The organism is Hymenobacter fastidiosus (assembly GCF_039539565.1).
GTDB lineage: Bacteria > Bacteroidota > Bacteroidia > Cytophagales > Hymenobacteraceae > Hymenobacter > Hymenobacter fastidiosus.
The window spans coordinates 31094-49908 of sequence record NZ_BAABDJ010000015.1; the positions used below are offsets into that span (position 1 = coordinate 31094).

Sequence of the window (18815 nt, forward strand, 5' to 3'; positions counted from 1 at the left end):
CGCCACTGGTTGAAAGCATCAGATTCAACCCGGCAGGACGCTCGTTTCCCGGGGGTGGGGAGGGAGGAGTTGGTCATGGCGCAAGGCGTAGAAAGAGGAAAACCCACTTCCAAGCAGGCCCTGCAATTGGTGCAGGTCGGAGTATTCGGCGCGGCGGGGTACTTTTGCGGCAAACCAGTACGCTGTGCTATCATCTGAAAATTCTGCTGTACCCCGGCTTTCGCCGTTGCTGCTGGCACTGCTGGGCTTGCTGCTGTTTCTGCTGCCATATGGCATTCTGCGGGCGCACAGCTACATCACCCTCGACGATAATCTGGATGCGGAACTGAATATTCCCTATCTGCTGGTCAGGCAGGGAGTATCCTTCCGCTACGACCAGGGCGCTACCGTGCCGGCCCTCATGAACGGGCTGCCCCGCAACGCCCTGCGCCCGGGCCTGAGCGCCACGGTGGGGTTGTTTGCGCTGGGTCCGCCGTGGGCTGCCTACCTCGTGCAGCAGGCGCTGGTGCGGCTGCTGGGGTTGCTGGCTATGTATGCGCTGCTGCGCCGTGAGCTGCTGCCGGAGCCCGGCCAGCGCCGGCTGGCGGCCGCGCTGGCGCTGGCCTGGGGCCTGCTGCCGCTGTATTCTATGTACGGGCTGTCGGTGCTGGGGCAGCCGGCGCTGCTGCTGGCATTTTTGGCGCTGCGCCGCGGGACGGGGCGGTGGTGGCACTGGGCTATTATCGCGGCGTTCCCGCTCTGGAGCATGTTCGTGTTTGTGGGGCCGTTTGTGCTGGCGGCGCTGGGCGCGCTGTGGCTGCGCGACTGGTGGTCCGCACGCCGCCCGAACGGGCCGTTTCTGGCCGGGCTGCTGCTTCTGCTGGCCGGGTATCTGGTGGTGGAGTGGCCTCTGTTCTATTCCTTGCTGGTGGCGAAGCAGTTTGTGCCGCACCGGCTGGAGTTCGATATGGCGCAGATTACGCCACCGGGCTTGAAGGCCGGCTTGCGCAGCGCGGCGCAGTTTTTCCTGTTCGGGCAGTACCATGCCAGCCGGTTTCTGCGGGTGGCCGTGCTGCTGGCGGTGGCCGCGGCCGTGGCGCTGGCCCCGGCGGGGCAGCGGGCGGCGCGGGGGCGGCAGCTGGCCCCGTGGCTGCTGGCGCTGGCGGGGCTGGCCCTGTTTAGTGGCTTCTACCCGCAGCTGGTGGCGCTGGGGCAGCGACGGGTGGCGCTGCTGGGCGCGTTCAATGTTGGGCGGTTTCACTTTCTGGCGCCGCTGCTCTGGTTCTGGGTCCTGGCGCTGGCCCTGCGCTACCTGCCCGGCCGCTGGCAGGCGGCGGTGCTGGTCCTGCAGGTAGTTATCGGGCTCAGCATGAATCCCGAATGGCTCAACAACCTACGCGAGCTGGCCGGCCGCCCCAACCCCCACGAGCCCAACTATACGGCCTACGTGGCCCCGGCGCTGTTTGGGCGGGTGCAGGCGGCCATCCGGCAGCAAACCGGCCTGGAACCGCCGCAGTACCGCGTGGCCTGCCTGGGCCTGCCGCCGGCCGTAGCTCAGCTCAACAACTTCTATACCCTCGATTCCTACCAGAACAACTACCCGCTGCCCTACAAGCACCGCTTCCGCCCCATCATTGCCGGCGAGCTGGCCAAGAGCCCCGAGTTGCGCCGCTACTTCGATGCCTGGGGCAACCGCTGCTACCTGTTTTCGGCCGAGCTGGGCAAGGATTTCCGGGTGGCCGGGTTTCAGCACCGCGTGGTGCAGGACTTCGCCTTCGATGCCGCGGCCTTCCGGCAATTGGGCGGGCGCTACGTGCTGTCGGCGGCGCGGCTGGCTACGCCGGGGCGCAGCGGGCTGGTCGCGCGCGGCGAGTTTTCGAGTAGGACGGCGTACTGGCACCTGTATCTTTACGAAGTGCAGCCGACCGTCAGCAACTGAAGTTCGTTTTTGGTTGGTCGTTTTTGGTTTTTGGAAAAAAACGACCTCGGACGGGTAGTCCCAAAAACCAAAAACGATCAACCAAAAACGGCCAGCCAGGCTGGCAAAACCGCTGAAAATCTCTAGATTTGGCCTTTTAGTGCGGGATAATGGCGAAAAATACCTACAGACAATCTTCTTCTCCGGAGCCAGCCCGAGCCAATGAGCCGCGGCCGGTCCGTAACCAACCCCGGCAAAACGCGGAGCCCGCGCGCGAACCGCGCCGCAACGACGCCAAGGCGGCCCCCAAAGCCGCGCCCAAAGCTCCGCGCAAGCCCCTCAAGCTGCCTTCCCTTTCCCTGGGCGGCATGTTCGGCTTCCTGCGCGACCGGCGCTTCCAGCTGTTTCTGGGCTTCTTCTTCCTGCTCACGTCCATCTACCTGACCATTGCCTTCGTCTCGTTCCTGTTTACCGGGCACGCCGACCAGAGCGTCGTGGAAAGCCTGGGCAACACGCCGGTGAAGGAGGCCGGGCAGGAATCGGGCAACTGGCTCGGGCTGCTGGGCGCCATGCTGGCCCAGCTGCTGATTCACAAGGGCTTCGGCGTGGCCGCGTTTGCCGTCATTCCCATCGTGTTCTTCCTGGGCTACAAGATTGTGTTCCGCCTGGCCGAGCTGTCGTTGAGCTACGTGCTGGCGCTGTGCCTGTTCACCATGGGCTGGCTGAGTTTGCTGCTGGGCTACGTGGTGCTCACCCTGGCCGCCCCCGACGCCGACCCGGCCCTGGCTCACCGCCTCGACTTTCTGAGCGGGGGCATCGGCTACGAAGCGGCCCTCTGGCTCGACAGTCTGATCGGCTGGGGTACGGTGCTGCTGCTGGCTTTCCTGCTGATTTCCTTCGTGGTGTACTTCTTCAACGTCACCAGCCTGAACCTGGGCCGCAGCACGTCGGACGACGAGGATGGGCTGGCTTTCGGCTCGGAAACGCATTCGCACAACGCCGAAACGGCCATCGGGAATTTCAACTCGGTCGTTTCGGCTGAGGGCGACGAGGAAGAAGAGGAAGCCCCGCCGCAAATGACGCTGCGCCGCGTAGGACCCGTGGCTACGCCAGCCCCGACCCCGGTCCAGCCGGTGGCCGCCCCGGCGTTCGGGGAGGAAGATGCAGAATCAGAAGCGCCGGCCATCATTTCCGGCCCCATCAACTCTCCCGCGCCCGCGCCTGCTTTCAGCGTAGCTGCCGCGGCGGTGCCGCTGTCCGTGGCTTCCACGGCGGCTACTTCCCTGGCCAGTGCTTCCGCTACGCTGGCGGCGGCCGGGGCGGCGGCTTCCGCCAGCAGCGGTCCGAGCTTCTCCTTCGAAACGCCCACCGACCCTGAGCCGGTGGTGGCTCCGCCTTCCCGGGTGCCTACGCCGCTCACCATGGCCGATCTGGCCGATGACGATGCGCCGCTTCCCGCACCTACGCCGCGGGAAGCCGCAACTCCGGCCCTGCAGATTGCCAGCAAGCCCGGCGAGCTGGACCCGGCCGCCGGGGCCGACATGGCCGCCATTGCCGACGACGATGACGATGCGGACACCATGCCCGCCGTTAACTACGACCCCACGCTGGACCTTTCGCGCTACCAGTACCCCACGCTGGAGCTGCTCAACGACTACGGCGTGGCCAAGGCCCAGGTGAGCAAGGAGGAGCTGGAAGCCAACAAGGACCGCATCGTGGAGACGCTGGGCCACTACGGCATCAATATCGCCAGCATCAAGGCCACCATCGGGCCCACGGTTACGCTCTACGAAATCGTGCCCGACGCCGGGGTGCGCATCTCCAAGATCAAGAGCCTGGAAGACGACATTGCCCTGAGCCTGGCCGCGCTGGGTATCCGCATCATCGCGCCCATTCCGGGCAAGGGCACCATCGGCATCGAGGTGCCGAATACTAAGAAGGAGATGGTGAGCATCCGCTCGGTTTTCGCCACCGAGAAGTTTGCCAACACCGAAATGGATCTGCCCATTGCCTTCGGCCGCACCATCACCAACGAGGTGTTCGTGGTCGATCTGGCCAAGATGCCCCACCTGCTGATGGCCGGAGCGACGGGTCAGGGCAAGTCGGTGGGCCTGAATGTGATTCTGGCCTCGCTGCTCTACAAGCGCCACCCTGCCACGCTGAAGTTCGTGCTCGTCGACCCGAAGAAGGTGGAGCTGAGCATCTTCAACAAGATTGAGCGCCATTTCCTGGCCAAGCTGCCCGACACCGAGGAAGCCATCATCACCGATACCAAGAAGGTGGTGAACACGCTCAACTCGCTGTGCATGGAAATGGACCGACGCTACGATCTGCTCAAGGATGCCGGCTGCCGCAACCTGAAGGAGTACAACCGCAAGTTTATCGAGCGCCGCCTCAACCCCAAGAAGGGGCACCGCTTCATGCCCTTCATCGTGCTGGTGATTGACGAGCTGGCCGACCTGATGATGACGGCGGGCAAGGAAGTGGAAACCCCCATTGCCCGCCTGGCCCAGCTGGCCCGGGCCATCGGCATTCACCTGATCGTCGCCACCCAGCGCCCGTCGGTGAACGTGATTACCGGTATTATCAAGGCTAACTTTCCCTGCCGGATTTCCTTCAAGGTGACTTCCAAAATCGACTCCCGCACCATTCTCGACGCGGGTGGGGCCGACCAGCTCGTGGGCCAGGGCGACATGCTCATCTCCCAGGGCTCCGACATCATCCGGGTGCAGTGCGCCTTTATCGACACGCCCGAAGTGGACCGCCTCTGCGACTACATCGGCGAGCAGCAGGGCTACCCCGACGCCTATCTGCTGCCCGAAGTGGTGGGCGAAAGCGGTAGCGGGAGCGGCGACGCCGAAGATTTCGACCCGTCTTCGCGCGACAGTATGTTTGAGGAAGCGGCCCGCGTTATCGTCACCCACCAGCAGGGCAGCACCTCGCTCCTGCAGCGCCGGCTGAAGCTGGGCTACAACCGCGCCGGCCGTCTGATTGATCAATTAGAGCACTTTGGCATCGTTGGGCCGTTTGAAGGCAGTAAGGCGCGGGAGGTATTAATTCCGGATGAGTACAGTTTGGAACAGTTGTTGAATACCCTGCCCAAATAAGCGCTTAGAGCGGGGAATTGAGAACTTAGACCGGGGTTTTTAGTACTACCCTCGTCCGCCTGCTCCATCGCCCGGCAGAGTTCTACTTTCCGACATCCCGGCTCTGCCCGCTGAGCTATTCATCCCACCTTTGATTGTAATGAAAAAAATCCTCTCCCTGCTCGCTCTTTCCGTGTCGCTGATGTCGACGGCCTCGGCCCAGCAGGACCCCAAAGCGGGTAAGATTCTTGACCAGATGAGTGCCAAATACCAGGCGCTGAAGGCTTTTAAAGCCAATTTCACTCAGACCCTGGAAAACGATGCGGCTAAGCTCAAGGAAAATATCACCGGCGACATCACCGTGAGTGGGCAGAAGTTCCGGGTGAAGCTCAACGGCCAGGAGATTATCAACAACGGCCAGACCATGTGGACCTACATGCGGGCTGAGAATGAGGTGAACATCTCCGACTTCGACCCCGCCGAGCAGGAAACGTCGCCGACGCAGATTTTTACGCTCTACAAGAAGGGCTACAAGTATGCCTACGTGCAGGAAGTGAAGGAAGCCGGCGTGGCCTGCGACGTTATTGAGCTGTCGCCCGAGAACAAGGACAACCCCGTGTACAAGGTGCGCGTGACGGTAGGCAAGGCTGATAAGACGGTGAAAAGCTGGAAGATGTTCAAGAAGAACGGCAACCGCTACACCTACACAATCCGCAAGTTCCAGCCGAACCCGCCCATTGATGCCACTACCTTCAACTTCGACAAGACGAAGTACAAAGGCGTGAAAGTTATCGACCTGCGCTAGTCGTCAGGACTGCCCCCGCCGTTTCGACCGGCCCGCTTCCGCTTCGTGCGGGGGCGGGCCGGTTTAGGTTTCAGGGCCGCCCGGATTTCCTATCTTACTGTATCGCCCGACCAACGCTCCGTAGCTTTTCACTTTCAGGTCCTCCCCGGGTCGGGTGGAAAAGCAGCTGGGGACCGAACGCCGGGAGTTGCCGGGGGTTTCACTTTATTGCTTATGCGCTATGAAAGAAGATTTCCTCCACTACATCTGGCAGTACCAGTATTTCGATAAAACCAGCCTGCAAACGGATGCCGGGGAATTAATAACGGTGCTGCGCCCCGGCTACCGCAACGCCGACGCCGGCCCCGATTTCCTCAATGCCCGGCTGCAGCTGGGCGAGGTGGAATGGAACGGGGCCGTGGAAATCCACCTGCGCGCCTCCGACTGGCACCGCCACGGACATCAAACGGATGCTAAGTACGACCAGGTAGTACTACACGTGGTGTACACCGCTGACCAGGATGTACGACGTACCAACGGTTCCCTGATTCCGGTGCTGGCGCTGGCCCCGCGTATTTCCCCGGACATGCTAAAGCGGTACCGGCAGCTGGTGGAGCAGGCGGCCCCGGTCACGCTCCCCTGCGCCCCGTTCCTGGCCATGGTACCCGATATCATCCGCACGATGATGGTGGAGCGGGCCCTGCTGGAGCGGGTGGAGCAGAAGGCTTGCTTACTGGAAACACTGCACCAAACGCTGGAAAACGACTGGGAAGCCACCACCTACCACGCCCTGGCGGCGGCCTTCGGCTTCCAGAAAAACACGGAGCCCTTTGCCCGGCTGGCTAAAGCCCTGCCGCTGCAGGTGCTGCGCCGCCACCGCCACGACCGGCACCAGGTGGAAGCCCTGATATTTGGCCAAGCCGGGTTTCTGGCGGAAACCGAGGATACCAGGGAGGACGAGTATATAAATGGTCTGCGTCAGGAACACGAGTTTCTGCGGCACAAATATCAATTGCCGACGGCGCTGCCTAAGCACGAGTGGAATTTCCTGCGCCTGCGTCCGGCTAACTTCCCCCCAGTACGGCTGGCCCAGTTGGCGGCATTGCTGCATGCCCGCCCTGCGTTGTTCGACGCCTTGCTGAGCGCCGGGAGCCGGGCGACCCTGGAGCAGTTTTTTCAGGCTCCCGTATCGGAGTACTGGCGGCAGCATTACCAGCCCGGTAAGCCCGGTAAGGTGCCGGCCCTGGGTCGGGCAAGTGTGCAGCTCCTGGTGACTAATGTGGTAGTGCCGCTGCGCGTGGCCTATGCTCATTCAGTTGGGCAGCCAGGGTTAGTGGAATCGGCGGTAGCTTTGCTGGATCAGCTGCCCGCGGAAAGCAACCAGCTGCTGGAGTCCTATACGCAGGTAGGGTTCCGCCACCGCACTGCGGCTGACTCCCAGGGGCTGCTGGCGTTGGGCCGGGGCTACTGCCAGCCCCGGCGCTGTCTGCATTGCGCCATTGGGAGCTGTATTTTGCAGAAGAATACCACCAGTTCATGAAAATAGCATTAGCCCTCGGGCTCAATATTGGTTTGTTGCTGCTGCTTATCCAGTGGATTCGCCGACAGTGGCACGAGCCGGAAACCAGGCGCTGGCTGCTGCCGCTACTAGGGCTGAAGGTATTAGCCTCCGCGGCAACCTGCTACCTGCTCACCGCGGATGCTGCCTACCTGCACTACTGGGCGGAGGCGTTATCCTATCAGTTCTGGGATAAGCCGTTGGATTGGCTACAAACCCTAGTGAGTAACGAATATCATTACAAGCGGGGCCATCTGGTATACCATGGCTATTCCAATGCGTTTTTTATTGTCAAGCTGATGTCGCTGGTGCGGGTGGCTTCCAACGGGAATCTGTTTCTCAGCGCTCTTTATCCGTCCCTGTTCAACTTCGTGGGATGCTGGCAACTGGTGCGGGTCTTCCATCGGGTTTTTCCCACCGCTCCCCGGGGTGCAACCATTGTAGCTTGGCTGGTATGGCCCACCGTGGTATACTGGACGTCGGGCCTGACGAAAGAAAGCATCTTAGTGGGCAGCGGGGCGTGGCTGCTGGCGCTGGTACTACCCTGGCTGTATGGGGCCGAAAAACCCCGGTTAGCCACCTTGATAGGGGTGCTGCTGCTGGCTGTCCTACACTTTAAAATCCGTTTTTTCTTTGCCGTGCCGCTTTTTGCGGCGCTTAGTGGGCTAGCTGCCATTCGATTGGTGCAGCAGCTAGGTGGAGCCCAGAAACGCTGGGTGCAGGCTGCTATCTTCGGTGCCGTATTGCTGGCTGGCGTGGCTGCGGTCAGCGAAGTTAGCCCTACGTTTCGCTTCAATAAATTCAGTAGCCAGCTGATCCAGATTCATTCCGACATTGAGGATCATTCCTTTTACCGGCCCCACATTAAATTTGAGGATCTGGCTCCTACACCCGAAAGTATAGCGCGTAACACCCCTAAAGCGGTCATTAGTGCGCTGGTGCGGCCGTGGTTGGGTGAGAGCGCCAAGCCATTTTACGTGGTAGTGGGCCTGGAAAATGCGGTGCTGTTGTTCATTCTGGGTGTAGCGTTCGTTGCTCTGCTGCAGGGCCGCAGTAGTCATCTTCCTTTCGCCCTGGTTCTGGCTCTGCTGGTGTATTGCGTAGCGCTGGCTGCGCTGATGGGCCTGAGCACTCCCAACCTTGGCACCCTCAACCGCTACCGGTCGTCTTTGCTGCCGGTGGTGCTGCTGCTGGCCTTGCAGAACGACTACGCTGCCCGGGCCCTGCGGCGCATTGGTTTGTAGCGGAGCAGTCCTCCGGAACCCGGAACTTGGTGCCCCGCGCTGGGCCGCGTATCTTTGCCGTTTCGCCACAATCCGCCGCTCGTCGGCGCTCTGCTGTTTCTATGGAAAATCCGGTTATCATTCTGGGCGCCCAAAGCCTGGGCCTCAATGCTCTCGACGCTTTCACCAGCAATGACGTGGTGGTGTACTGCCTGCTCGACGACGACGCCAAGCTCCAGAACACGGAACTCAACGACGTGCCCGTGATGGGCAATACCGAAGACCAGCAGCTGCTGAAGCTGCTGGGCAAGAAATGTGAGGTATTCGTGGCCACCGAAGACACCGCCAGCCGCCGCAGCCTGACCAATATGCTGCACGACGAATATCAGGTGGTACCCGTGAATGCCATTCATGCCAAGGCCAGCGTTGCGGCCCACGCCTGGCTGGGACACGGCAACCTGATCAGTGCGGGTGCGGTAGTGGCCAGCAACAGCAAGCTGGGCAACGGCTGCCTGATCGGGGCCAATGCCGTGGTCGACGTGAAAGCTGAAGTGGCCGATTACGCGCAGATAGGGGCGGGGGCCATCATCAATGCCGGGGCTATTATCGAAGAACAGGCCTTCATCGGCGCCGGGGCCATTATCGTGGCCGGCGTTAAAATCGGGGCCAAAGCCCGCGTGGGTGCCGGCTCCGTTGTGGTGGCCGACGTGCCCGCCAACCAAACCGTATTCGGCAACCCGGCCGCGAAAATTTAATGAATAATTAAGAATTAGCAATTAAGAATTCACCAGCCGGGCTCCCGATTCTTAATTGCTAATTCTTAATTCTTAATTGAAAAAAGATGGACTACCGCGTTCTGCTTTACTACTGCTATTCGCCCATTGCCGACCCGGAGGCTTTTCGGGAGGAGCAGCACCGCCTGTGTCTGCGGCTGAATCTGCTGGGTCGCATCATCGTAGCGCCCGAGGGACTTAATGGGACGGTGTCGGGGCGCACGGCCGACTGCGAGGAGTATATGCGCCTGGTGCAGGCGGATCCGCGCTTCGCGGCGCTGGAGTTCAAGGTGGACGACGTGCCGGGCCACACGTTTCAGAAGCTGCACGTGCGCGTGAAGCCTGAAATAGTGCACAGCAGCCTGCACCATACCAGGCCCCACGAAAAAACCGGCCAGCACCTCTCGCCCCAGGAGTTCAAGGACCTCAAGGACCGCGACGACGTGGTGGTGGTCGACGTGCGCTCCGACTACGAGTACAACGTGGGCCGCTTTAAGAATGCCGTGACGCTGGATATGGAGAACTTCCGGGACTTTCCCGGGCGGCTGGAAAAGCTGAAGGAGTTTAAGGACAAGAAAATCCTGACGTACTGTACCGGCGGCGTGAAGTGTGAAAAGGCCAGTGCCTACCTGCTCGAGCAGGGGTTCGAAAACGTGTACCAGCTTCACGGCGGCATTATCAAGTACGGCATCGAAGCCGGCGGCGAGGATTTCGATGGCAAGTGCTACGTGTTCGACAACCGCGTGACGGTAGACGTAAACCGCGTGAATCCGACCATCATTTCCCAGTGCCACCGCTGCGCCACGCCTTCCGACCGGATGGTGAACTGTGCCAACCCCCACTGCAACGCCCACGTACCGCTGTGCGAAACGTGCAGCCAGCAGCTGGCAGGAGCCTGCTCAATCACCTGTCAGCAGCACCCCGACAAGCGGCCCTACGACGGCACGGGTACGTATCCTAAACTCAGCAACAACTACAGCCCCGAGCAGGGCCTGGTTTCCTACCGCGCCCCAAGTAGGAATTAAGAATTAGCAATTAAGAATTAAGAATTGAAAATAAAGGGTCAGCATTGCCTTTTTTCGTCCGATCGGCTATCCGACTTCTTTTCACTCCCTCTTCTTCAGCTCTTAATTGCTAATTCTTAATTCTTAATTCCTAATTCCTAATTCTCCCACCCATGCCTATTCCTGACTCCGAGCTGATTTTCAACAAAGACGGCAGCATCTACCACCTCAACCTGCTGCCCGACCATCTCTCCGACACCATCATCACCGTCGGCGACCCGGAGCGGGTACCCCTGATCAGCCAGCACTTCGATTCCATCGAAACGCAGATTCACAAGCGTGAGTTTGTGACCCACGTGGGCTACTACAAGGGCAAGCGTCTGACGGTGATTTCCACCGGCATGGGCACCGACAACATCGACATCCTGCTCAATGAGCTTGATGCGCTGGTCAATATCGACTTCGTAACGCGGGAGCCGCGGCCGCTGGAGGAGCGCATTGCGCTGCGCATCGTGCGGGTAGGGACCAGCGGGGCTTTGCAGGCCGACATCCCCGTGGGCTCCCACCTCGTTACGGAGCACGCCGTGGGCCTCGACTCGCTTATGCAGTTCTATCCGTTGGTGGAAACCGGGCTGGAAATTGAAGTGGCGGCCGGTATTCAGCAGGCCCTGGATCTGCCTTACCGTCCGTATTGCGTGCGGGGCACCGATCTTATGCGCGAGCAGCTGGGCGCGGGCATGCTGGTGGGCAACACCCTCACCTGCCCTGGCTTCTACGGCCCCCAGGGCCGGGTGCTGCGCCTCGACCTGCGCATGCCCGATCTGATCAGCCGGTTCCAGGGCTTCCGCCACCAGAGTGCCGAAGGCGAATTCCGCCTGACCAACTTCGAGATGGAAACTGCCGGCTACTACGGCCTCGCGCGGATGCTGGGCCACGAAGTGGTATCGTTGAATGCTATTGTGGCTAACCGTGCCACGGGCGAATTTGCCACCAATGCCGAAGCAACCGTGAATGACCTGATACAGAAAACGCTGGACCGGATTTAGCTCCTGCGCTGGTTGGCGTGAGTGCAATTTGGCTCTTACCTGAGGGCGAGCGAAATGAACACCAAAAAGCCCCGTGCAAAATGTACGGGGCTTTATATTGTACAAACAGTTAAAAAAATCGATCAGCGGAAATGCGCCGGCGCAGCAGGGAATATGACGGCTTAATAAAAGTCGAAACCCAGCACGGAACGCAACGGAATAGCAGCGCCGGATTTAAGCGAAATATGCTCGGCATCATTGGCCCAGACGGTTGTGTAAACGCGTTTGGTTGCACCGTCAGCGGTTTGGAAGTAGATATCCACTTTGCCGTGGTAGCCATTGCCAAGGGTAGTAGCCCGCTCGGCTTCAAAGCGACGCCACTGTTTTTGGGCGGGTAGCAGCAGGACGTCTTCGACGGCAAACTTAAGCGTAGACAGATTTTCTTTAGCGACGATTTCCGGGCAATGTGCAAAGGTGTTCATGGTGGGGATGAATGAGTTAGGTTGACTTAGCGTGTTGATAATTTATCGAATTGCGGTAAGGAATGCAATTAAAAGGCCTGAAAGAGGCGAATTTGTTGCTTAGTTTATATGGGCTGTTTCTATTACGCTATTTCTGCCAGAAAGATCATGGTATCTACTCCGTCAGCGTAGTCGCTGACGGTCGGATTCTGGGCCTGGCCGAAGGCGAAGCTGCCCGCGTACTGGTGCCCGTCCGAGACGATGCACTGAATCTGCTCGGCCGCGTCAGTAAGCTGGTCCACGAGGTCGACCTCGCTGGCGTAGGCGGCGTAGTGCAGCACCGAAATGGGCGACACCAGCGCCGTGCCGGGCGTGAGCAGCAGAAAGCCGTTGTCGAAGTGGGGTACGGAGTTTACCAGCAGAATGCTCTTGTTGTAGTCGTAGTTGTTCTGGTAGCGGTTGTGCATCAGCACCGTGTTCCAGGGCTCCAGGGCATCCAGCAGCGCGTCGAATTTGTAGCCTTCCGGCACGTAGAGCTTGCTCACGTTGCGGCAGCCCAGGCCGTAGTACTGAAAGATGTCGCGCCCCAGCGCCGCCAGCGCCTCAGCCGGCTCCTGGCCGGTCAGGATGGCCAGGCTGGTGCGGCTGCGGCGGATGAGGTGGGGCTTCTTGCTGAAATAATACTCGAAGTAGCGGGCCGTGTTGTTGGAGCCGGTGGCAATAAAGGCATCCGCCTCATTCAGCCGTTCCACAAAAGCAATACGTTCCGCGAAGCGGGGCTCGATGCTGATCAGCTCGTCGGCCACCCAACTCATCAGCAGCCGGTCTTCCGAGCTGGGCTTGGCCAGCAGCTGGTGGCCGCTGAGCAGCACGCAGAGCAGATCGTGGAAGCCTACCAGCGGGATGTTGCCAGCCATCACCACCCCGATGCGGCGACTGGTGGCGGGCTCGGCGGGGTAGCGGCCGGCCCAGGAGCGCAGAGTCGTTTCGCCCAGCATTTGGGCCACGCCGTGCACGGCGGCGCGCACGTTGGGCTCGTCGAACCAGTTGTTCTGGTTGCGGGCCCGGGCGGCCAGCTCGGTTAGCTCGTCGGCGGAAAGAGTTTGGAGGCGGTGGCCCAGGGCTACGAAGGCGGCGAGCCGGTCGGAATGATTCATGGAGGAAAACTAGGGGAGCGGCAAGGCGGCAGAGAAGCCGCGCTGCAAAAGTCGCAGGAAACGGGGAAAGACCGGCTTAAGTAAAAAACTCGCAAGAGTAATTGTTAGTTTCTACTTTTGTCGGGCGGGAGCGGTTCCCGACGGCCCGTCTTTTCGTAGGGAAGTACGTATTAGAACCGCATCACCAAACCAGACGACAGCGGCTATGGCCATCATGATAACCGACGAGTGCATCAACTGTGGTGCCTGCGAACCCGAATGCCCCAATAACGCCATCTACGAAGGCGGTGCCCAATGGCGCTGGGCCGACGGCACGGCTTTGAAGGAAGTGCAGGTGGATGGCGGGGCCACCGTTTCCGGCACCGCTCCCCAAACCCCGATTTCGGACGAGTACTACTATATCGTCTCGGATAAGTGTACCGAGTGCGTGGGCTTCCACGAGGAGCCCCAGTGCGCCGCCGTGTGCCCCGTAGACTGCTGCGTGGACGACCCCGACTACCGCGAGGCCCAGGAGGCGCTGCTCAAAAAGAAGGAGTGGCTGCACGCCGAAGCGTAGCCTGAACCACGGATTCTGAACCACGGATTCCTCCGGATTTTTCGGATTCCACGGATTTCGTGGACGATTTCTTACCCTAATAAAGGCCACCTGTTCAGGTGGCCTTTGCTGTTTGGCCCGTCCTGACTGCATAACCGCGCCGACTACAAAATCCGACTAATCCGAAAAATCCGGCCGAGTCCGTGATCTAGGTGCCGCAGTTGAAATATTTGTCGTAGGCCGATTCGGGCAGCATGTTCAGGCGGCTGAAGACCTTGATGGGCCAGCGCAGCCGCCGGATGCTGCTGTAGTTGTTGGGGTAGTCGCGAAAGGTGCGGGGCGGGGAAGCCACGATATGGTCGAATTCCTCGCGCGTCAAACCCAGGCGCTTGATGCACAGGGTAATAACTTTTTCGTCTTCGATGGAGTTGATTTTGCTGACTCGTTCCAACGCTCTTTCACGGGTCATCTGCCCGGAACGAACCAGGGCCGAGTAGTTGAATAAACGCCGGTCGATGTTGAACTTAATCCGGTTGAGGTAGTAGATGACGCTTTGATAAAGGTCGTCGAAGTAGTGGGCGCCAGGGTTTTTCCAGCTTAGCTCCCGCTCCAGCAGCACGTCTACTTCGGTGCGCACGTAGTCGACGTGGTAGAGCAGCGTCACGGTTTTGATGCGACGCACGAAGGTGTAGTAGAACATTTCCTTCAGATCCAGATTGAAGCCCGGATCATTGGGCGTCCACGACCGCAGCGGCACCGTCCCAAACTGTTTGTGCACGGCCTTCAGGTATTTGCCATCGAGGAAATTCCACGACAACGGGGCAATGCCTTCCGTGCGAAACGACTGCCCGATGATAATACGTTGGATACCTTCCTTCGCTGCTACGCCATACAGCGCCGTCGCAATACCCAAGTCGGTGCCTTCCTCCATATCGGGAGTGGAAGCCTTCAGAAAAGCAATTTTCAGATCCTTGGATTCGCGCCAATCGGAAGTGATGGTACGCATTTCTACCCCCAGCTTCCGGCAGGCCGTAACCATGTTTTCACCCGCTATGGGGTTGCCGAAGCCATCGTTGAAGTGGACGGCCAGCGGCCGTAAGCCGAGCTGCGTGACGCAGTACCAAAGCGTGAAGGAGCTGTCGCGCCCACCGCTGATGCCCAGCACGCAGTCATACTTCTTCCCCCGGCCCCGGCGCTTGATGTCGGCTGCGAATTCCTGTACTTTTTGACGACCGGCTTCTCCTAGTGGAAAAGCGCGGTCCAATTTATCGTGCAGCGCACAGAAATTACACTCTCCCCGGGCATCGAAACGGATGCCGGGAACAGTAGTATCCATAATGCAGCGCGGGCAGCGATGGTAGCTGTGCGGCATGGGCGAGGACAAAGGCAATAGGGAGTGGTGAAACGGAAGGGTTGGGTAGTAAGCGAAGCGCGGCCCGGGCTAAGGCAGCTCGTCGAATCGGTAGCTTTTGCGCCGGAGCATGTCGCCGATGGCGGTGCCTTGCTCAGGCCGGACGGGGCGGGGTAAATCGGCAACAATCAATTCGCCGGCAAATTCATTGAAGGTGCCTTGGGCGCGTACGCCGGTAGCATCGACGGCCAGGGAGCAGCCCACGCTCTTTTTGCCCTCGTAGGGGCCCCCTACCACGTAGCCCACGGAAGTGGTACTCACGACGGCCACGTTGTAGAGGCTAGCCAGTATGGAAAAAGGCTTCACCCATTTTTCCCGGTAAGGATCCGACTCTTCAGTGGTGGAATAATCGACGGTCCAGGAGGCCGGGGCCAGAATAAACTCCGCGCCCATACGGGCCAGCGTGTGCCCGATGGACAGCCCTTCCAGGTAATTGTCGGCGCAGATGTTGACACCAATTTTACCCAGGGACGTGTCTACTACGTTGAGTGTTTGCCCCACGGCATAGAAAGGCAACTCAACGGCAAGCAGGTTGATCTTGTGATACTTGATAATGATTTCGCCCTGGGGATTGATCAGGATGGCCGTGTTATAGTTGCGGCCATTCAGGCGTTCGGTCAGGCCGGCGCACACATAGATGTTGTGGCGCCGGGCTTCCTGGCAGAGCTGGTGGCTGAACGCGCCTGGAATGGGTTGGGCTTCGGCTAAGGCACTGGGGTGCGTCCAGGCAAAGTCCAGCGTTTCGGGCAGCAGTACTAAGTCGCAGCTCTGCTGAGCCGCTTCGCCAATCATGCGGGCGGCGCGGTCCAGATTCCGTTCCGGCTCGCCGCCTTCTACCAGCAGCTGGCCCATGCCAATACGGATGGTAACGGTTGAGGAAGAGGGAATTGAGGGAGAACCGGGCGTTGGGACCGGTTTCTTGGTCTTCAGGAAAGCAAAAAGCGCAGCCATGGGGGCAAAAAATGCGGCGGAGAAAAAATGTCAGAAGTTATCAAAAACCGATTAAACCTCCGCAGCGTTTTTGTGTCGCCCCCAAAGGTAACTTGATTCCTGCATACAAGGGACTAAAAAGGCTTTGCTGTAAGATGAAGCTTGGCGTGGCCGGCTCGTGAAGGGCAGGATTTTCCACCCGGCCTGAATTGCCTACTTTTGCCGCTATTCCCAACCGATTTTCCCCTTGACGATGTCCATCGCCAAAACCTATACGCCCGCCGACGTTGAAGCCAAATGGTACCAGCGCTGGCAGGAGCAGGGCTTCTTCAAAGCCAAAGCCAACCCCCGCAAGCAGCCTTATTCGGTCGTGATTCCGCCGCCCAACGTGACGGGCGTGCTGCACATGGGCCACATGCTCAACAATACGATTCAGGACGTGCTGGTGCGCCGGGCCCGCATGCAGGGCAAGGAATCCTGCTGGGTGCCCGGCACCGACCACGCCTCCATTGCCACCGAAGCCAAGGTAGTGGCGCTGCTGAAAGAGCAGGGCATCGAGAAGAAGGATTTGACCCGGGAGCAGTTTCTGGAGCACGCCTTCGCCTGGAAGGAAAAATACGGCGGCATCATCCTCGAGCAGCTCAAGCAGCTCGGCGCTTCGTGCGACTGGGACCGGACGCGCTTCACCATGGAGCCCGAGCTGACCCAGGCAGTATTGCGCGTGTTCGTGGATCTGCACCAGAAGGGCCTGATTTACCGCGGCATCCGCATGGTGAACTGGGACCCGCTGGGCCAGACCGCGCTGTCCGACGAGGAAGTGATTCCCAAGGATGTGATGGCCAAGATGTACTACCTGCGCTATGAGGTTGCCAGTTCCGAGTTGCCAGTTGCCAGTGAAGGCGACCAGCAGAACGATACTGGCAACTGGCAACCGGCAACCGGCAACTCAATCATAGTAGCCACTTCGCGCCCCGAAACCATTATGGCCGACGTGGCCGTGGCGGTGAACCCCAATGATCCGCGCTACACCCACCTGCATGGGGCCACGGTGCGCATTCCGCTGCTGGGCCGCGAAATCCCGGTGATTCTGGACGAGTACGTGAGCATCGACTTCGGCACGGGCGCGCTGAAGGTGACCCCGGCCCACGACCTGAACGACTACGAGCTGGGCGTGAAGCACAACCTGCCCGTTATCGACATTCTCAACAACGACGGCACGCTCAACGACAAGGCGGTGCTCTACGTGGGGCAGGAGCGGTTTGCGGCCCGCCGCAACATCGTGAAGGACCTGGAGGAAGCCGGCCACCTGGTGAAGGTGGAGGAGTACGCCAGCATCGTGCAGACCTCGGAGCGCACCAAGGCCGTGATTGAGCCGCGCCTGAGCATGCAGTGGTTCCTGAAGATGGAGCACATGGCCAAGCCGGCGCTGGAAGCGGTGGAAAACGACACCATCAGGCTGCACCCGGCCAAGTTTAAGAACACCTACCGGGTGTGGATGGAGAACGTGCGCGACTGGTGCATCTCGCGGCAGCTGTGGTGGGGCCAGCAGATTCCGGCCTTCTACCTGCCCGACGGCACCTACGTGGTAGCCCTGAGTGCTGGAGAGGCGCTGGAGCTGGCCCGGGAGCAGAGCGGCAATGCCGGGCTGCAGCTCACCGACCTGCGCCAGGACGAGGACGTGCTCGACACCTGGTTCTCGTCGTGGCTGTGGCCCATTTCGGTGTTCGACGGCTTCAAGGACCCCGATAACGCTGACATCAACTATTTCTACCCCACCAACGACCTGGTGACGGGCCCCGACATCCTGTTTTTCTGGGTGGCCCGCATGATTATGGCTGGGTTGGAGTACCGCAAGGAAGTGCCCTTCCGCAACGTGTACCTCACCGGCATCGTGCGCGACACCCAGGGCCGTAAGATGAGCAAGCAGCTCGGCAACTCGCCCGACCCGCTCGACCTGATCAAGCAGTTCGGCGCCGACGGCGTGCGGACCGGGATGCTGTTCTCGGCCCCGGCCGGCAACGACCTGCTCTACGATGAGAAGCTGGTGGAGCAGGGCCGTAACTTCTCCAACAAGCTCTGGAATGCCTTCCGCCTCACCCAGGGCTGGGAAGTGGACGCCACATTGCCCTTCGTGAATGAAAAAGCGGTGGAGTGGTTTTCGGCCCGGCTGCAGGCTACCATTACGGAGCTGGACGAGCATTTCGGGAAGTTCCGGATTTCGGACGCCCTGATGACCGTCTACAAGCTGGTGTGGGACGACTTCTGCTCGTTCTACCTCGAAATGGTGAAGCCCGCCTACCAGGCTCCGATTGATGCCGAGACGCTCCGGCACACTACCGGCTTCCTCGAAACCCTGCTCAAGCTGCTGCACCCGTTTATGCCTTTCATCACGGAGGAAATCTGGCATGAGCTGGCCGCGCGGGGCCCCAAGGAATACGTGTGCGTAGCGGCCTGGCCCAAAGCCAAGCCCGCCGCCGGCGCTGCCGACCTGGTTGCCCGCATGAGTAAGGCTCTCGACATCGTGGCCGGCGTGCGCGTCATCCGCAACCAGAAGGGCCTGGGCCCCAACAAGCCGCTGACCCTGGCTGCTAAAACCGACGACGCCAGCCTGCTGACCGACTACGATGGCGTCATCCGCAAGCTGGCCGCCCTCACCGACATCAGCGTGGTAGACGCAGCCCCGGCCGCTTCCGTAGGTTTCGTATCGGGCGGGGTGGAGTTCTTCGTGCCGCTGGAAGGTCAGATTGACCTCGGCGCCGAGAAGGAGCGCCTCGAAAAGGAAGTGGAGTACGCCCGCGGCTTCCGCGACTCGGTGCTGAAAAAGCTTTCGAACGAGAAGTTCGTGGCCAATGCCAAGCCCGACGTGCTGGAGCGGGAGCGGCAGAAGCTGGCCGATGCCGAAGCCAAAATCACGGCGCTGGAGCAAGGTCTGGCGGCGCTGTAGTTAGAACCCCGGCTTTCGGATCAATGA

General features: G+C 60.2%; 14 protein-coding genes. 10 read left to right on the forward strand and 4 right to left on the reverse strand.

Going from position 1 to position 18815, the window contains the following annotated elements:
• Positions 1-184: 184 nt before the first annotated feature.
• The 8 genes from ABD833_RS09095 to ABD833_RS09130 all read left to right on the forward strand — a co-directional run bounded on the left by ABD833_RS09095 (position 185) and on the right by ABD833_RS09130 (position 11371).
• A complete protein-coding gene (locus ABD833_RS09095; RefSeq protein WP_345072479.1) occupies positions 185-1918 on the forward strand; it encodes a DUF6044 family protein in 1734 nt (577 codons plus the stop codon).
• A gap of 149 nt (positions 1919-2067) precedes the next feature.
• Positions 2068-5004, forward strand: a complete 2937-nt coding sequence (locus ABD833_RS09100) for a DNA translocase FtsK 4TM domain-containing protein (RefSeq protein ID WP_345072480.1) — start codon at positions 2068-2070, stop codon at positions 5002-5004.
• A 139-nt stretch (positions 5005-5143) separates the two neighbouring features.
• The gene (lolA1, locus tag ABD833_RS09105) at positions 5144-5788 is read left to right on the forward strand and encodes an outer membrane lipoprotein periplasmic chaperone LolA1 (protein WP_345072482.1); all 645 of its coding nucleotides are present in this window, start codon (positions 5144-5146) and stop codon (positions 5786-5788) included.
• A 220-nt stretch (positions 5789-6008) separates the two neighbouring features.
• Positions 6009-7307 (forward strand): DUF2851 family protein, encoded by a 1299-nt coding sequence (locus ABD833_RS09110; protein WP_345072483.1) that lies wholly within the window; start codon positions 6009-6011, stop codon positions 7305-7307.
• Positions 7304-8569, forward strand: coding sequence for a hypothetical protein (locus tag ABD833_RS09115; protein ID WP_345072484.1), 1266 nt, complete (start codon positions 7304-7306; stop codon positions 8567-8569). The genes ABD833_RS09110 and ABD833_RS09115 overlap by 4 nt, the downstream gene beginning before the upstream one ends.
• 101 nt (positions 8570-8670) lie before the next feature.
• Complete coding sequence (locus ABD833_RS09120; protein ID WP_345072486.1) at positions 8671-9303, forward strand: NeuD/PglB/VioB family sugar acetyltransferase; 633 nt, start codon at positions 8671-8673, stop codon at positions 9301-9303.
• A gap of 86 nt (positions 9304-9389) precedes the next feature.
• Positions 9390-10346, forward strand: coding sequence for an oxygen-dependent tRNA uridine(34) hydroxylase TrhO (trhO, locus tag ABD833_RS09125; protein WP_345072488.1), 957 nt, complete (start codon positions 9390-9392; stop codon positions 10344-10346).
• A 152-nt stretch (positions 10347-10498) separates the two neighbouring features.
• Complete coding sequence (locus ABD833_RS09130) at positions 10499-11371, forward strand: nucleoside phosphorylase (protein WP_345072490.1); 873 nt, start codon at positions 10499-10501, stop codon at positions 11369-11371.
• 161 nt (positions 11372-11532) lie between these two features.
• Here ABD833_RS09130 and ABD833_RS09135 read toward each other — a convergent pair whose 3' ends face one another.
• Together ABD833_RS09135 and ABD833_RS09140 are read right to left on the reverse strand one after the other, a co-directional pair.
• Entirely contained in the window at positions 11533-11832 is a 300-nt protein-coding gene (locus ABD833_RS09135; RefSeq protein ID WP_345072492.1) for a hypothetical protein, read from the reverse strand.
• 122 nt (positions 11833-11954) lie between these two features.
• A complete protein-coding gene (locus tag ABD833_RS09140) occupies positions 11955-12968 on the reverse strand; it encodes an acyl-CoA reductase (protein ID WP_345072493.1) in 1014 nt (337 codons plus the stop codon).
• 205 nt (positions 12969-13173) lie between these two features.
• Here ABD833_RS09140 and ABD833_RS09145 point away from each other — a divergent pair, with 205 nt between their 5' ends.
• Positions 13174-13524 carry a 4Fe-4S dicluster domain-containing protein gene (locus ABD833_RS09145; protein ID WP_345072495.1) on the forward strand — a complete coding sequence of 117 codons (351 nt, stop codon included), beginning with the start codon at positions 13174-13176 and terminating at the stop codon, positions 13522-13524.
• A 187-nt stretch (positions 13525-13711) separates the two neighbouring features.
• Here ABD833_RS09145 and ABD833_RS09150 read toward each other — a convergent pair whose 3' ends face one another.
• Together ABD833_RS09150 and ABD833_RS09155 are read right to left on the reverse strand one after the other, a co-directional pair.
• The gene (locus tag ABD833_RS09150; protein WP_345072496.1) at positions 13712-14875 is read right to left on the reverse strand and encodes an N-acetyl sugar amidotransferase; all 1164 of its coding nucleotides are present in this window, start codon (positions 14873-14875) and stop codon (positions 13712-13714) included.
• 69 nt (positions 14876-14944) lie between these two features.
• Positions 14945-15865, reverse strand: coding sequence for a carbon-nitrogen hydrolase family protein (locus ABD833_RS09155; protein WP_345072497.1), 921 nt, complete (start codon positions 15863-15865; stop codon positions 14945-14947).
• Between the two features lie 232 nt (positions 15866-16097).
• Between ABD833_RS09155 and ABD833_RS09160 the strand changes: the two genes are divergently transcribed.
• Positions 16098-18788 (forward strand): valine--tRNA ligase, encoded by a 2691-nt coding sequence (locus ABD833_RS09160; RefSeq protein ID WP_345072498.1) that lies wholly within the window; start codon positions 16098-16100, stop codon positions 18786-18788.
• Positions 18789-18815: the final 27 nt, after the last annotated feature.

Coding starts and splice junctions, on each gene's coding strand:
- ABD833_RS09100 (WP_345072480.1), top strand. CDS start 2,068: ATGGCGAAAAATACCTACAGACAATCTTCTTCTCCGGAGCCAGCCCGA.
- lolA1 (WP_345072482.1), top strand. CDS start 5,144: ATGAAAAAAATCCTCTCCCTGCTCGCTCTTTCCGTGTCGCTGATGTCG.
- ABD833_RS09110 (WP_345072483.1), top strand. CDS start 6,009: ATGAAAGAAGATTTCCTCCACTACATCTGGCAGTACCAGTATTTCGAT.
- ABD833_RS09115 (WP_345072484.1), top strand. CDS start 7,304: ATGAAAATAGCATTAGCCCTCGGGCTCAATATTGGTTTGTTGCTGCTG.
- ABD833_RS09120 (WP_345072486.1), top strand. CDS start 8,671: ATGGAAAATCCGGTTATCATTCTGGGCGCCCAAAGCCTGGGCCTCAAT.
- trhO (WP_345072488.1), top strand. CDS start 9,390: ATGGACTACCGCGTTCTGCTTTACTACTGCTATTCGCCCATTGCCGAC.
- ABD833_RS09130 (WP_345072490.1), top strand. CDS start 10,499: ATGCCTATTCCTGACTCCGAGCTGATTTTCAACAAAGACGGCAGCATC.
- ABD833_RS09135 (WP_345072492.1), bottom strand. CDS start 11,832: ATGAACACCTTTGCACATTGCCCGGAAATCGTCGCTAAAGAAAATCTG.
- ABD833_RS09140 (WP_345072493.1), bottom strand. CDS start 12,968: ATGAATCATTCCGACCGGCTCGCCGCCTTCGTAGCCCTGGGCCACCGC.
- ABD833_RS09145 (WP_345072495.1), top strand. CDS start 13,174: ATGGCCATCATGATAACCGACGAGTGCATCAACTGTGGTGCCTGCGAA.
- ABD833_RS09150 (WP_345072496.1), bottom strand. CDS start 14,875: ATGCCGCACAGCTACCATCGCTGCCCGCGCTGCATTATGGATACTACT.
- ABD833_RS09155 (WP_345072497.1), bottom strand. CDS start 15,865: ATGGCTGCGCTTTTTGCTTTCCTGAAGACCAAGAAACCGGTCCCAACG.
- ABD833_RS09160 (WP_345072498.1), top strand. CDS start 16,098: ATGTCCATCGCCAAAACCTATACGCCCGCCGACGTTGAAGCCAAATGG.